The organism is Stutzerimonas sp. FeSN7 (assembly GCF_030263795.1).
GTDB classification, from domain to species: Bacteria; Pseudomonadota; Gammaproteobacteria; order Pseudomonadales; family Pseudomonadaceae; genus Stutzerimonas; species Stutzerimonas stutzeri.
Map to the genome: position 1 here is coordinate 224,293 of NZ_JARPMN010000001.1, position 14,080 is coordinate 238,372.

Here is a 14,080-nt window from a genome sequence, read left to right on the forward strand (position 1 = left end):
GCGCTGGAATCGACGGCCAGATTCACGGAAGATAGCGGCCTTTCCAGCCTGCGGCGTTTTGCCCGGTGCCTAGTTGCGCGTCGACGACATGCTGTCCGACGCGACATGGGCACGAGGCGACGGCGGCCGAGAGGGTCGCCAGTGGCCTGAACTGTGGTGTTATGACGGTAATGAAGAACTTGCTGCGTGTTCCGACTGTGTTGTTGCTGGCCAGCATCGGCCTGACCGGCTGTGTCGGTCTGCAGCCGGCACCCATGTATCGCCTGGACAGCGGTACCACCGAGGTGCCGGAGCGGATCGATGGCGCGGCCGTGCTGCTGGCGCCGGTTACCCTCGCCGATTATCTGCAGCGCGATGCGCTGCTGCAGCGTCTGGCCGACGGCAGCCTGGCTGCCGATGACCAGCAGGCCCGCTGGGCGGGCAGCCTCAAGGCCGATATCGAGCAGCTCATGCTGCGCCAGTTGGCCTGGCGCCTGGATACGCAAAGTCTGGTGCTCGGTCCCGCCGACGAAGGCTTCGCGCCGGAGGTACAGATCGAGCTGTCCATCACCCGCCTCGATTCCGGGCCTGCGTATCCGGCGGTACTCGAGGCGCAGTGGCGTCTGCGCGACAAGGCCGGCAAGCATCTGGGCAGCCGTCTGGTGCGCCTGCAGGAAGAGCACCTCGGCACCACCGCCGATCAGGTGCGCGCGCAGAGCGCCCTGCTGCAGCGCCTGAGCGAGATGGTGGCCGGGGCGGTCGAGCCCGCGCTGGTCGCCAAGACGCCGCCCAAGCCGGCGCCGGCCAAGCCACAGGTGAGCAAGTCGGCCGAACCGCCGGCACCGCGCATTCCGGCGGCCGAGCCGATCCGAACCGACCTGGAAGTCTTCCGCTTCTGACACCGCTGAGTGGTGAAGTACGACTGAAAAAGCCCGACTGGTGATCCTGGTCGGGCTTTTCTTTGGTTCTTCGCGGATTCTGGGGGAAGAGCGAGTTGACAGTCAGGGAAGCAGGTAAATTGGCAGTCGCCAAACACACCCTTCACCTGTCCCTGCTGTCGCCGTGCATCCTATTGATCTTGCTGCTTTCTGGCCAGGCTATGAAGCCGTTGCCTGTCGCTCATCCGCCAACAACTCCCTTCTGATTGAGCTTGAGCCTCAAGCCGGCTCGGTTCCCAAATGCGGGCGTTGTGGCCAGCTCAGCCCTTTGATTCATGAGCGCCGGATTCGTCTGGTGCGCGATCGTGATTTGTTCGATCAGCGCGTCCTGCTTCAACTACCAGTGCGCCGAGTCGATTGCCTGAACTGTGGTCGGGTGACCGAGCGGGTCGACTGGCTGGAGCCTGCATCTCGCCTGACCCAGCGGTTACGGATCTGGCTCGAAAGCTTGCTGCGACTGCTGCCGATTAGCCACGTCAGCCGCCTCAGCGGCCTGCACTGGCACACCCTCAAAACGCTCGACAAACGCCGCTTGGAAGCTGAGGTAGGCACCTTCAATTCGAGCGACGTCCGCCGCTTGGTGATGGACGAATTCGCCTTGCACAAGGGGCATCGCTACGCCACGGTAATCATGGATGCCGAGCGAACACGGGTGCTGTGGGTCGGCCACGGCAACAGCCGCGAGGCGATCCGCCCGTTCTTTGAATTGCTCGGCGAGCACTGCCAACGGATCGAAGCGGTGGCCATGGACATGAACACGGCTTTCGACCTGGAGGTGAAGCAACATTGCCCTCAAGCCGAAGTGGTGTACGACTTGTTTCATGTGGTGGCGCGCTACGGGCGAGATGTGATCGACCGAATCCGGGTCGACCAGGCCAACCTCCTGCGCGAAGACAAGCCGGCACGAAAGGCGGTCAAACAGAGTCGTTGGCTGCTGCTGCGCAATCGCGACAACCTGAAGGACGGACAGGCCGTGCAGTTACAGGAACTGCTCGCGGCCAACCAGCCGCTGGCTACGGTCTATGTACTCAAGGATGCCCTGAAGGATGTCTGGTACGCCCCCAGCGTACGAGAGGGTTGGCGACGCTGGCGAACCTGGCTGCGACATGCTCGCGAGAGCGGCCTCGCACCGCTGCAACGCTTTGCTCGCAACCTGCGCAAATACGCCCGAGGCATCCTTGCCAGTGCTCGCTTCCACATGCATACCAGCGTCCTTGAGGGTGTTAACAACCGCATCAAGGTGATCAAGCGCATGGCCTATGGATTCCGGGACTCGGAATACTTCTTCCTGAAAATCAAGGCCGCCTTCCCCGGGAAAGCGCGATGAACCTTTTCTTTTTGCGGGTGGAAGGGGCCGGCGAGATGCGCTGCCGCCTTCGCCAATCGTCAGCCCGCCTTGCAGGCAGCGGGGGCTCGCCCGCGAGCGCGTCAGTAGGTGCGGCTGCGCAGCTCGTGCATCCGGGCCAGCTGGCGTTCCAGCAAAGAAGGGTAGGGGTCCAGCAGGCGCTCGACGCAGCAGGCACCTTCGGGGCTGGCGATCGGGCGGATGCGGGCTCGTTGTTGGATCAGCCGGTCTTCGCTGATGCTGCTTTCGACCAGCAACAGGTTGCGGCTGTGCAGCGACATGTCCAGTGCCGCCTGTGCCGGCTCGCTGAGCAAGAGATCGCCCTGGCTCAGGTCGAACAGGCCATCACCCTGGGTCAGGCCCAGTTGCAGCTGCAGCGTGATGCCGCTGTCGGCGACGTCGATCTGCAGTGCATGGGCCAGCGCACGCATCAGCTCGCCACAGCAGATCGCATGGGTCAGGTAGTTCTGCTCGTCGTCCTGGCTGTGGAACAGCATCAGGCTGCTGCCGTCGTTGAGCGTGTGCAGCTCGGCCTGGTAGAGCGTGGCGGCCTGTTGCAGGCAATCGCGGTAGCGCTGCAGCAGCTCGGTCAGGCGAGGCCGCGGCAGGCGGCGCAGCTGGTCCTGGGCGCCGAGCTGGATGGCCAGCACGGCACTACGGGTCGAACGCGGAACGCTAGGCTGCGGCGCGCTGCTGGCTGGCGCCGGGCTATCGAATGGCGGTTCGTCGTCGGCGATCTCCAGTTCGTCGTCGTCGAAGTTGGCCGACAGTCGTGCCGGGCGCTGCGGCTCGTCATCGTCCAGATCGATGTCGAAGCGTTCGGGGCGAGACTGCGTGCGCTGCGGGATAGCGCGATCGTCATCCCGCTCGAAATAATCGTCATCGAGCGCATCGCTGAGGTCGAGTTCCGGCTCGGGCTTTTCCGGCACCAGCCGTGCCTGCAACTGGCGCGCAAGGTCACCGATCTCGTCCTGGCGCCCGGCACCCGGCGCAGGATCGTCCGGATCGCGCAGCCAGAGGCGCATCTGCATCAACGGTGTCGCCAGTTGGCGGCCGAGGCGCAGGCTCAGCATCAGCGTCAGGGCCAGCAGGATCAGGCTGAGCAGGCCCATGCTCTGCAGGCTGATGGTCATCGGCTGCTGGAACTGCTGCATGTCGAGGCTGACGCGCAGGTGGCCGGCGATTACCTCCTGGAAGCTGATCGGGGTCGAATAAAGGCCGCTGTCATCGCCGAGCAGGCCCTTCTGCGGGCGCGTGCCGGACTCGGCCAGCACGCGGTTGTCGACGCTGTAGATCGCCGCGTGGGCGACCAGCGGATTCTTCACCAGATTGCTCAGCAGCACGTTCAGGCTGAGGATGTCGTTGGCCACCAGCAGATCGGTGGCCGAGGCGGCAGTCTGCGTGACCAGGCTCTGGCCGAGGGCATCGGCCTGCTGCGCCATGGCGTGCTTGAACTGCATGCCGATCACCCAGGCGTAGATGATCAGCGCCAACGCCACGAGCAGCAGCGTATGGGCGGCGATGCGCAACACCAGCGGCACGCGGTGCTGGCGCACGGCGCGATAGAGCATGAGGAAGAAGTTGTCTGGCTTTACGGATGCGGGCCGGTTCACAGAGCGCGGCTCTTCTCGTCGGGAAATTGCCGAGCAGTATACGGATAGCGCGGGGGGCGCTAAAGGTCTGCAACGGTAAGCTGACGAATTGCGCCGCCGGCGCTGCGCGTGCGGAGGCGGTGGCGGCTGTCCAGCCCCCTTGCCAGCTGATGTAGAATGCCGGCCTTCATTGCCTGCCATGGGAGCTGCGCCTTGCGCGAAATCGTCCTGATCAATATCACCGGTGAAGATCGCCCGGGCCTGACCGCGGCCATTACCGGCGTGCTCGCCCAGGGTGGCGTGAACATTCTCGACATCGGCCAGGCAGTGATCCACGACACGCTGTCGTTCGGCATCCTGATCGAGATTCCGGATAACGAGCGCGCTTCGTCGGTCCTCAAGGACGTGCTCTTCATGGGCTACAAGCACGACCAGCAGGTGCGCTTCACGCCGGTTTCCGAGGCTGACTACCAGCACTGGGTCGCGGGGCAAGGCAAGGCCCGGCACATCGTCACGCTGCTGACGCGCAAGGTCACCGCCGAGCAGCTGCAGCGGGTCAGCTCGATCACCGCCAAGTACGGGCTCAACATCGACCACATCGATCGGCTGTCCGGGCGTATGCCGCTGGACATGCCCGAAGAGCGGGGCAAGGGCTGCATCGAACTCTCCGTGCGCGGCGAACCGGCCGACACGGCCGCACTGCGTGCCGAGTTCCTCAGCGTGGCGCAGGAGCTGAACGTCGATATCGCCTTCCAGCGCGATTCGGTCTACCGGCGCAACCGTCGCCTGGCCGTGTTCGACATGGACTCCACGCTGATCGAGGCCGAGGTCATCGACGAGCTGGCCAAGGCCGCTGGCGTTGGCGAGCAGGTGTCGGAGATCACCGAGCGCGCGATGCGCGGCGAGCTGGATTTCCGCGCCAGCTTCAAGGAACGCCTGGCGCTGCTCGAGGGACTGTCGGAAAACGTGCTGGCCGATATCGGCGCCAGCCTGCGCCTGACCGAGGGTGCCGAGGTGCTGTTCGCCGAGCTCAAGCGCCTGGGCTACAAGACGGCGATCCTCTCCGGCGGCTTCAGCTATTTCGCCAAGCAGCTGCAGGCCAAGTTGGGCATCGACTACGTATTCGCCAACGAGCTGCAGATCGAAAACGGCAAGGTCACCGGCGTGGCGGTCGAGCCTATCGTCGATGCCCAGCGCAAGGCCGATCTGCTGCGCCAACTGGCCGAGCAGGAAGGACTGTGCCTGGAGCAGACCATCGCCGTGGGTGATGGAGCCAACGACCTGCCGATGCTCGGCCTCGCCGGGCTCGGCGTCGCCTTCCGTGCCAAGCCGCTGGTCAAGCAGTCGGCCAAGCAGGCCATCTCCACCCTGGGCCTGGACGGCATCCTCTATCTGCTGGGCTTCCGCGACCGCGAGGGTTCGGAGTGATGCGCACCGGCCGGGCGGCGAACGGCGCGCCCGGCCAGCACACGGCCGTCAGGGCTTGATCGCCACCTTCAGCACACCGTCGCGCTGATTGGCGAACAGGTCATAGGCGGCACCGATGTCGTCCAGCGCGTAGTGATGGGTGACCAGCGGGGCGAGATCGACGCGGCCGGACGCCACCACATTGAGCAGTCGGCGCATGCGTTCCTTGCCGCCGGGGCAGAGCGAGGTGACGATCTTGTTGTCGCCCAGGCCGGCATGGAAGGCGCCCAGCGGAATGCTCAGGTCGCTGGAGTAGACGCCCAGACTGGACAGGGTTCCGCCCGGCTTGAGCACCCGCAGCGCACTTTCGAAGGTCGATTGCAGACCCAGCGCCTCGATCGAGGCGTCGACGCCGCGGCCACCGGTCAGTTTCAGCACTTCCTCCACCACATCCACATTGCGGAAGTTGAGCGTCACATCCGCACCCATCTTGCGCGCGATATCCAGCCGCGCATCCACGCCGTCCACCGCGATGATGGTGCCAGCGCCGCGCAGCCGGGCGCCGGCGGTGGCGCACAGCCCGATCGGGCCCTGGGCGAAGATCACCACGATATCGCCGATCTTGATATTGGCCGCCTCGGCGCCAGCGAAACCGGTGGACATGATGTCCGGACACATCAGCACCTGCTCGTCGGTCAGCGCGTCCGGCACCGGCGCCAGGTTGGCTTGGGCGTCGGGCACCAGCACGTATTCGGCCTGAGTGCCGTCGATGGTATTGCCGAATCGCCAGCCGCCCATGGGCTTGTAGCCATGGCAGGAGCAGCCGCCATCCTGAGCGGGCAGGCCGTCCTGGCAGGCGTAGGAGGTGAAGCTGGGGCAGATGGCGCCGGCGATCACCCGCTGGCCTTCCTGGTAGCCCTTCACGTTGCAGCCCAGCTTTTCGATGATGCCCACCGGTTCGTGACCGATGGTCAGGCCGGGAGCGACCGGGTATTCACCCTTGAGAATGTGGACGTCGGTGCCGCAGATGGTGGTCGTGGTGATGCGCAGCAGCGCATCGTTGGGACCAATCTCGGGGATGGGCTTGTCCTGCAGTTCGATGCGGCCCGGCTCGACGAACACGGCGGCTTTCATCATGGCCATGGTGCGACTCCTCTTGGAAGTGAAGACGTCCGGACACTCTAGCCCAGCGTGGAAGCCGGCGGATGACCGCGATCAAGTCAGGGCGAGTTGGCGCAGAAGGCTGTCTTCGGGCTGGTGGGAGCCAGCCCGGAGGTCATTCTTCGTCGGAGGAGAAGTCGTAGTCCATCGACTGGCTCGGGCCCTGCAGGTAGTGGCCTTGGATATAGCTGACGCCGGCCTGCCAGAGGGTGGCAAGTACCGTGGCGCTTTCGACGAAGGGCACGATGCTCTGCTTCTGCTGCTCATGCAGCTCGGCCAGCAGTGCCTTCAGGGCTTCCTGGTTCTCCTGGCGGGTGAGGTCCTGGGTGTAGGAACCGTCGACCTTGATGAACTCGGCGTCCAGATGCTTGAGCGTGTTGAACGGGTTGAGCACGCAGCCGAACTGGGACAGCGCGATGCGACAGCCGAGCCCGGCCAACCCCTGCGCCAGCGCCTTGGCCGGCTTCAGGTAGGCCACGGCATCGGCTTCGCCCAATTCGAAGGCCAGCGAATCGCCCGGCAGGCGCGACGCCTTGAGCACGACGCCCAGCCAGGCCAGCAGGCTGGCGTCCTGGATGCTGGCAGCCGACAGGTGCAGGAACAGCCGTGTGCGATGGCCCTTGGCCCGGTGTTCGGCCAGCAGCTTGATGGAGTTGAGGATGACCCAGCGATCGATCTTGGTGGCCAGGCCCGCCTCGCTGGCGACGCTGAGGAACTCGCTGGGCGGTACCTCCACGCCTTGCGGATCGAGCAGGCGCAGCAGCACTTCGTAGTGTTCGAAACTGTCGCCACGCAGGCTGATGATCGGCTGGAACAGCAGGCGGAAGCTGTTGTTCTCCAGGGCCTGCTTGAGCATGGCGATGATGTCGCCGCGGTTGGCGGCGGCGGCCAGCTCGTCGGCCGGGTTGTAGATTTTCAGCGCATTGCCATCGCTCAGGTCATCGGCGCAGCGGTGTGCGCGCTCGATGGCGTCCTGAGCCTTGGCAGTCTTTTCGTCGAGGCCGGCGACGCCAATGCTGAGGGTGGTCTGCACCGTGCGGCCGCCGACGTCGAGCAGATGGCCTTCGACCTTGCTCAGCAGCTTGCGCAGTTCGGGTTCGGCCTGCTGCGGAGTGAGGCCGGGCTGCAGCACGGTGAACACGTCGTCGGCGAAGCGTGCCAGCTGGCTGTCGCCGGAAAAGTGTCCGCGCAGCAGGGTGGCCAGCTGACTGAGCAGCTCATCCGAGTCGGCCAGGCCGATGTCCGCCTGCAGCGCGGCGAAGCGGTCGACGCGAACATAGGCCAGGCTGGCGCTCTGTCCGGCGTTCACGGCGCGCTCGACGGCGGCATCCATCACTTCGAGGAAGCTGTTGCGGTTGAGCAGGCCGGTCACGGGGTCCTGACTGCTGATTTCGCGCAGTTTCTGCAGTTCGGCGCTGTCGTTCTCGGCACGGATCACGACCTGGATGCAGGGCTCGCCGTCGTAGGCCGCCGGCGAGAAGATCATCCGTGTCTTTAGCGTGTCGCCGTCGGCGCGCACGCCACCGCAGGCAAGCTCGGCGGCGCCTTCGAGGGTCTGGTAGTTCTTCAGGAACGTCTTGAAGCGACTCTGGTCGGTGCCGGCGATCAGGTCGATCATCGGCATGCCTTCCAGATCCTCCACGTCGTCGTAGCCGAACAGCTCGAGGTAGGCGCGGTTGGCGTAGATGTGCATGCCATCGTGCACATAGGCGATGGCATCCACCGAGCTGTCGAGCAGCAACTGGCAGCGCTTTTCGGCCTCGCGCAGCGCCACTTCCGCCGAGCGTCGTGCGCGACGCTCTTCCAGGTTGGCCAGCTCGCGGTTGGCCACCAGCAGGAGCCACTCATCCTCGCCCTGCGGCAGCGCATCCTGGGCGCCGAGCATCAATGCTTCGGTGATCGCTTCGGCATCGTTGCCGGCAGTCAGCTGGATGATCGGGATGTCCTTGGCCTGCCGGCGAATGGCGCCGATCGCCTCGCTGGGGTCGAGGTTCTCGCTTTGCGGTGCATTGATCAGCAGGTCCCAGGTCTGCGTCAGGGCTTCGGCCAGGTCGTCGCTGGACGTCAGTCGATGCACCCGGGTCGCCTGTCCGGCATTGCGGAAAAGGCTGACCAGACGCTCAGCCTCGTTCTGCGAGTCTTCGAGAATCAGCAGGCGGATGGTTTTCTTTTGCAGGGCCATGGCAACAGCTTAAGTGCGCGCCGGTGCGGCGCGGGCAGGCAAGAATGCGAGAGTCGGCAATCTACAGCGACTTCCAGAGTGAGTCAAAATCTTCATCCCCGCCCGCCGTGTGGGTTTTCCAGCCTGTGACAGGTGTCTCTCGCTCCGGCGCCACCTGCCCGAGCGAGCGATATTCGAACTGGTTGTAGTTGCCGGTGCCGGTGCGCCGCCGATTGAGCACGGCGCGCTGTTCCTCGCCCTCACGCTTGATCAGAACCTTGTGGCCTTCCTGGAAGGGCAGGCGCGGTGCGATCAGCATGGCGGGTTGGGAGATCGCACCGATCTCCGGCAGCAACAAGGCGCGCAGGTATTCGCTGCCCTGGTCGTCCTTGCGCAGCAGGCGCAACCCGCACGGCTGGGCCTGGGGCGCGATCAGCTCGACCCCCATCTGCGTGCTACCGCCGCGCACCTGACGTATCCAGCGCACCACGGCGATGCTCCAGCTCTGCGAGCTGCCCTCGCGCAGCCCCAGCAGCTCGCCGGTCTGCAGCTGGCCGGGCACTTCGCCTTCCCATGCCAGGCAGTAGCCGCCGGGGCTGTGGTCGACCAGCTGCACCTGATACAGGGGATGGTTTTCCGTCTCGCTCGGCCGCCTGGGTTGAGCGCTGGCAGGCGCGGCGGTTTTGACGGCGGCGGCCGTGCGCGTCAGGTTCGGGCTGACGAATTCGATATGGTCATGGGTCGGCAGCAGCTCGACGGTACTGCTCTGCGCGTCGAAGGCATTCGCCCAGACATCCGCCGCGCCGTTATGCAGCTTGAACACCGCACGGTTGGAGGTGCCTTGCAGCTCCAGAACTTCGTTGAACGGGCGTTGGCCGGCCAGTTGATAGTGCAGCGCGGTCATGCCGATGCACAGGGTCAGGCTGCCTTGGGCAGGGATGCGCTGAAAGGTGCGTTCGGAAATTGCGCCCCAGGCGGAGCAGAGGTGCCGCAGCAGGTCATCGTCCAGCCCCGCCGCCGCGGGCAGGCGGGTCAGCTGGCGATTGTCCGGCGCCAGACGAAGATGCTCCTCGATGACTTCCACCAGTGGCTGGGTGCTGATACCGAGCAGGTTCTGCTGCTCCCGCTCGGGAAACAGCGAGCGGTAGCGCGGTGGCCCATCGACCAGCGGGGAAAACAGGAACAGGCTGCCGGCGGCACCGACCGCCTGGATCTGCGCCATGCCGCTCCACGCCTCCAGTGCGGCGGCGAGCTTGACGATACTCTGCTGACGCATCTGATTGCAGCGCGCACAGCCGAGCAGCAGGGATGCCAGATAGCTTTGTTCCGCGCTCAACCCCTTGGCATGACGGGCCAGCGGGTCGCGGATGAGCAGGCGCTCGGTGCCCTGTTCCACTGCCAGTTGGTAGAGCTGGTGCAGCTCCAGCCATAGCCCGGGTGCCGCTGGCCCGTAAAGCTGGGTCGAGCGGATCAGCAGTGCGCCAAGGCAGTGGATGGCCCGCTGCAGCGCGATGGACAGCAGCTGGTGACGCTCGCGATCGGGTTGCGAGACCACACGTATCACGATCAGCTTGTAGCCCACCGCCAAGTGGTTCTGCAACGCCTGGCAGAGCCCGGCGACCTTGCGCGGGCGCTCGCTGAGCACGATCGGCTGGTTGACGAAGTGTTTTTCCAGCTGGTTGCAGACGAAGTCGACATCCGGACGCAGCAGCTCGAGCAACTGCAGGCGGGTGTCGGAGGCGATGCGCAGTTGATTGAGCTCGATCAGCGCTTGATAGAGCTGGCGCGCGGTCTCGCCGATGTTGGCTTTCGGCAGGCCGGCGAGCCAGCCGGTCACACCGCGAACGCTGGCGTCACAGAAGGACAGGGTCTGCCGAGTCGGTGCGGGTGCGCGCAACAGCAGATGATGGCTCTGTCTATCCAAAACGGGCGGACTCCGCGGCGGCTCAGGGCATGGGTAATGTGAACTCTATCAATATCTGCCGGCACGGGCAGGACTAAATGATGGCTCGATGATATTACCCGATATTCGGCAGCCGAGGGCTACCGAAATGTCGCGCCCCGCCTTTTACTGAAGCTCGATGGCCTTGCTCGCGGCTGCGGTGATCGCCGCCTGACCCAGCGACTCGCCCATGCACACCGGGCTCAGCGGGCCGAGCTGTTCGGCCCAGCGCACGCGGTCCGGCCCGAACAGCAGGATCACGGTGGAGCCCAGTTTGAAACGGCCCATCTCCGCGCCCTTTTCCAGGTGGATAGGCGCGCGAGCCGCTTCGTCGTAGCGGAAGGTCTTCAGGCTGCGCTTGGGCGGGGTCACCAGCCCGGCCCAGACGGTCTCGATGCTGGCAACGATCATCGCGCCCACCAGAACCATCGCCATGGGGCCGTGCTCGGTGTCGAACAGGCAGACGACCCGCTCGTTGCGCGCGAACAGCTCCGGCACGCCCTGCGCCGTGACGGTGTTGACCGAGAAGATCCGGCCCGGCACATAGACCATCTCCCGCAGCGTGCCGCTGACCGGCATATGCACGCGGTGGTAGTCCTTGGGCGATAGGTACACTGTGGCGAAGGCGCCGCCCATGAACGGTGCTGCACGCTCATGATCGCCGCCGAGCAGCTCCATGGCGCTGAAACTGTGGCCCTTGGCCTGGAAGATGCGGCCCTGCTCGATCTTGCCGAGCTGGCTGATGGCGCCGTCGCAGGGGTTGAGGATCGCGCCGGGCGTGCTGTCCAGCGGACGGGCGCCGTCCTTCAGGGCGCGGGTGAAGAAGGCGTTGAAATGTCCGTAGGCCGTCGGCTCCTCGATCTGCGCCTCGCGCATGTCGACCTGAAAATGCCGGACGAACCACTTGATGAACGTGTTCTTCACCCAGGGCAGGCGGCATTCGGCCAGGCAGCCGGCCAGGCGGGAAATCAGGTGATGCGGCAGCACATACTGGCTGATGACGAACAGGCGGTCTTTCATGTGTGTCCTTTTCATTGCTGCACCGGGGTGTCAGGCAGGTTGCCCCATTCGGCCCAGGAACCGGCATAGCCCTTGACGCGGGGATAGCCCAGCGCCTTGGCCAGCAGGTAGGTGAAGCCGGAGCGGTGGTGAGTCTGGCAGTGGGTGACGATTTCCTTGTCCGGAACGATGCCCAGTGCCAGCAGGCGCTCGGCGATGTCTTCGCGGATGCGCAACGCGCGGGCGGGGTCCATGGCGGCGGTCCACTCGAAATTGACCGCCCCGGGGATATGGCCTCCGCGGGCGGCGAAGAGCTTCTCGCCGCGGTATTCGGCCGGCGAGCGGGCGTCCCAGATCACCAGGTCGTCGGCGCCGAGGCGGCTCTCGATGTAGTGGCGGGTGGCGGTCGGGGCGTCGTCCACGACCAGGTGTGGTGTACCGGTCGCCGCTTCGGGTATCTCCCGGCTCAGCGGACGGGCTTCGTCCAGCCAGGCATGCAGCCCGCCGTTGAGATAGTGGTAGTGCCGGTGGCCGATCACGTCGAGCAACCAGATGAAGCGTCCGGCCCAGCCGCCGCCTTCGTCGTCGTACACCACGTACACCGCATCGGGGCGATGGCCCAGCGCGCCGAACACCCGTTCCAGCTGCGCCTGTTCGGGCAGCAGGCCTGGTGCGGGCGGTCGGCCCAGTTGGGTCTGTTTGGGATCGACGAAGCGGGCGCCCGGCAGGTGGCCTTCGGCATAGCGGGCAGCACTGGTCAGGTCGACCAGGATCAGCTCGGGCGCATCGAGGCGGGTGGCCAGATCGGCGGGCTCGATCACCAGTGGCAGATTGGAAAAGGCGGACACGGCAGGCCTCGACTAGTCGTTGAAGGGGCGAAGTCTAGCGAAAAAGCTCAGCCCCCGCGCCTGCCGAACAGACTCAAAGCGCGCTCGATGCATTGTGATGTTTTAGCGAATGTTTGCACGCTGGCGTCGGACAGCGGCGCGCCGTTCTGATCGGCCACGACCAGCATCAATACCCGACCGTCGACGCCCAGTGAGCGAAGTAGCAGGTGTTCGCCGGCGAACAGTGCCTTGAGGCCGCCGGGCAGCAGAGCGGAAAACTGTGCCATGTTGGCCGGCTGCAGACGCAGCTGGGCCGGTTTTTCCAGCAGGCGACGCACGACCTGGCTCTGCTCCGGTGCAAGCGTCAACCGTGCGGCATCGCCGGGCAGGCCGACGCATTGCTGGGCGACGAGGCGGTTCTGCTTGCGATCCACCAGCAATACCAGCGAGCGTTGCATGCCGGCGCTGGTCAGGGCCTGGCTGGCGGTGGCGGTCAGCTGCAGCACGTTGCTGAACGGGCTGGGTTCGGCAAGCAGGCGGCGGCAGTGTTCGCGCCATTCGGTCAGATCGGCCGTCGGTGCAGATGTGGCCGCGGGTACTTCGCGCAACACCTGGAAGCGGCTGCCACTCGGCCACAGCAACCCTTGGGCGGGGTGCCAGAGATCGGTCGCGCCGAAATCGCGGGCGCTGATGACTGCCTGCTGGTGCACCATCTGCTGCAATTCCCCCAGCGGGACCTGCAGATACAGCCCGGCCAGGCGTTGCCAGCGCAGGCTGTGGATGCCGCTCCAGCTGTGGTGCGCCGACAGCGCCAGGCCGTTGGCCAGTACGATGGTGTTACTCGGCAGCGTCAGCCAGCGCCGCAATTCCGGATCGGCGTCGAGCATCTGCTGCTGGTGCAGCGGGTGCTCGTTGTCGTGGGCGATGTGCAGCGCCTTGATCAGCCTGCGCCGGTCGGCGCCCAGCAGGCGGTAGCCCTGAATGATCCAGTCCGGCAGGCGCCAGTGCTCGGCGAGCGCGAGGCACAGTTCAAGCAGGGAAACGCCGAGCAGTTCGCGCTCGACGCGGCTGGCCGGCTCGCCCTTGACCAGCACTCGCTGCTCCCAGGCGTCCAGCAGATGCGGATAGGCGCCGACCAGCGCCCAGGCCGGGGCGAGAAACAGCAGGCTGCCCCAGTGGATGTCCTGCCACAGCCGTGCGAGGCGGGCGGCGAACAGTCCGTTGGCCTGCTGGCTGGCATGCCGGCTGATCAGCACCACCTGACGCAGCGGCCGCGGCATGTCCTGGGCCTCCATCGCCGGTATGCGAGCCAGCAGCGCCTCGGCGCGTTGCAGGCCGATGCGGCTGAGCGCGACCTCGAGGCTTTCCGCTGGCTGGCCATCGCCGATGCCGCGATTGGCTTCCTGAATGAAGCGCAGCGCCAGCACCGGGCTGTCCTGAATCAGCTCGGCAATCTGCCGCATCGACTTGCTGGCGTCGCGCAGCGCCAGGCGCACCTTGCCATGAACGGCGGCGAAGGCGGGCAGGGGAGCGTCGTCGAGTGCCTTGATCCAGGCAGGTAGCGTACGGGGCAGCGGGGGTGTGGTGGTCATGGCCGAACTAGCTTTTCATCGGGATGGCCTTTAGTCTGGCGCAAAAGTTCCGATAACCAGAACAATTCTTCCAACATTCCTTCTGCAAGGCCGTACGGCGGGGTTTTGCGGCAGTTGTTGCCGCAGTCCGAACGGCT

10 protein-coding genes are annotated in these 14,080 nt (G+C 65.5%); 3 read left to right on the forward strand and 7 right to left on the reverse strand.

Annotated elements, in window-relative coordinates:
* The first annotated feature begins 170 nt into the window (after nucleotides 1-170).
* Both P5703_RS00925 and P5703_RS00930 read left to right on the forward strand, forming a co-directional pair.
* On the forward strand, nucleotides 171-878 hold the full coding sequence (locus P5703_RS00925) for a PqiC family protein (RefSeq protein ID WP_017246547.1): 708 nt from the start codon (nucleotides 171-173) through the stop codon (nucleotides 876-878).
* A 163-nt stretch (nucleotides 879-1,041) separates the two neighbouring features.
* Nucleotides 1,042-2,244: an ISL3 family transposase gene (locus P5703_RS00930; RefSeq protein WP_079761896.1), complete on the forward strand. Its 1,203-nt coding sequence runs from the start codon at nucleotides 1,042-1,044 to the stop codon at nucleotides 2,242-2,244.
* Nucleotides 2,245-2,345: 101 nt separating this feature from the next.
* Here the strand turns inward: P5703_RS00930 and P5703_RS00935 are convergent, their stop codons facing one another.
* On the reverse strand, nucleotides 2,346-3,875 hold the full coding sequence (locus tag P5703_RS00935) for an AhpA/YtjB family protein (protein ID WP_279647980.1): 1,530 nt from the start codon (nucleotides 3,873-3,875) through the stop codon (nucleotides 2,346-2,348).
* 192 nt (nucleotides 3,876-4,067) lie between these two features.
* Between P5703_RS00935 and serB the strand changes: the two genes are divergently transcribed.
* On the forward strand, nucleotides 4,068-5,282 hold the full coding sequence (gene serB / locus P5703_RS00940; RefSeq protein ID WP_026006670.1) for a phosphoserine phosphatase SerB: 1,215 nt from the start codon (nucleotides 4,068-4,070) through the stop codon (nucleotides 5,280-5,282).
* A 48-nt stretch (nucleotides 5,283-5,330) separates the two neighbouring features.
* Here serB and P5703_RS00945 read toward each other — a convergent pair whose 3' ends face one another.
* The 6 genes from P5703_RS00945 to P5703_RS00970 form a co-directional block, all read right to left on the reverse strand.
* Entirely contained in the window at nucleotides 5,331-6,404 is a 1,074-nt protein-coding gene (locus P5703_RS00945; protein ID WP_011914811.1) for an NAD(P)-dependent alcohol dehydrogenase, read from the reverse strand.
* Between the two features lie 133 nt (nucleotides 6,405-6,537).
* The gene (locus P5703_RS00950; RefSeq protein ID WP_014597845.1) at nucleotides 6,538-8,604 is read right to left on the reverse strand and encodes a GGDEF/EAL domain-containing response regulator; all 2,067 of its coding nucleotides are present in this window, start codon (nucleotides 8,602-8,604) and stop codon (nucleotides 6,538-6,540) included.
* Nucleotides 8,605-8,665: 61 nt separating this feature from the next.
* Nucleotides 8,666-10,507 carry a cyclic-di-GMP receptor FimW-related protein gene (locus tag P5703_RS00955; RefSeq protein ID WP_011914809.1) on the reverse strand — a complete coding sequence of 614 codons (1,842 nt, stop codon included), beginning with the start codon at nucleotides 10,505-10,507 and terminating at the stop codon, nucleotides 8,666-8,668.
* 144 nt (nucleotides 10,508-10,651) lie between these two features.
* On the reverse strand, nucleotides 10,652-11,545 hold the full coding sequence (asd, locus tag P5703_RS00960) for an archaetidylserine decarboxylase (protein WP_285585272.1): 894 nt from the start codon (nucleotides 11,543-11,545) through the stop codon (nucleotides 10,652-10,654).
* An 11-nt stretch (nucleotides 11,546-11,556) separates the two neighbouring features.
* On the reverse strand, nucleotides 11,557-12,372 hold the full coding sequence (locus P5703_RS00965) for a rhodanese-like domain-containing protein (protein WP_014597842.1): 816 nt from the start codon (nucleotides 12,370-12,372) through the stop codon (nucleotides 11,557-11,559).
* Between the two features lie 47 nt (nucleotides 12,373-12,419).
* Entirely contained in the window at nucleotides 12,420-13,943 is a 1,524-nt protein-coding gene (locus P5703_RS00970) for an HDOD domain-containing protein (RefSeq protein ID WP_068506139.1), read from the reverse strand.
* Nucleotides 13,944-14,080 lie beyond the last annotated feature (137 nt).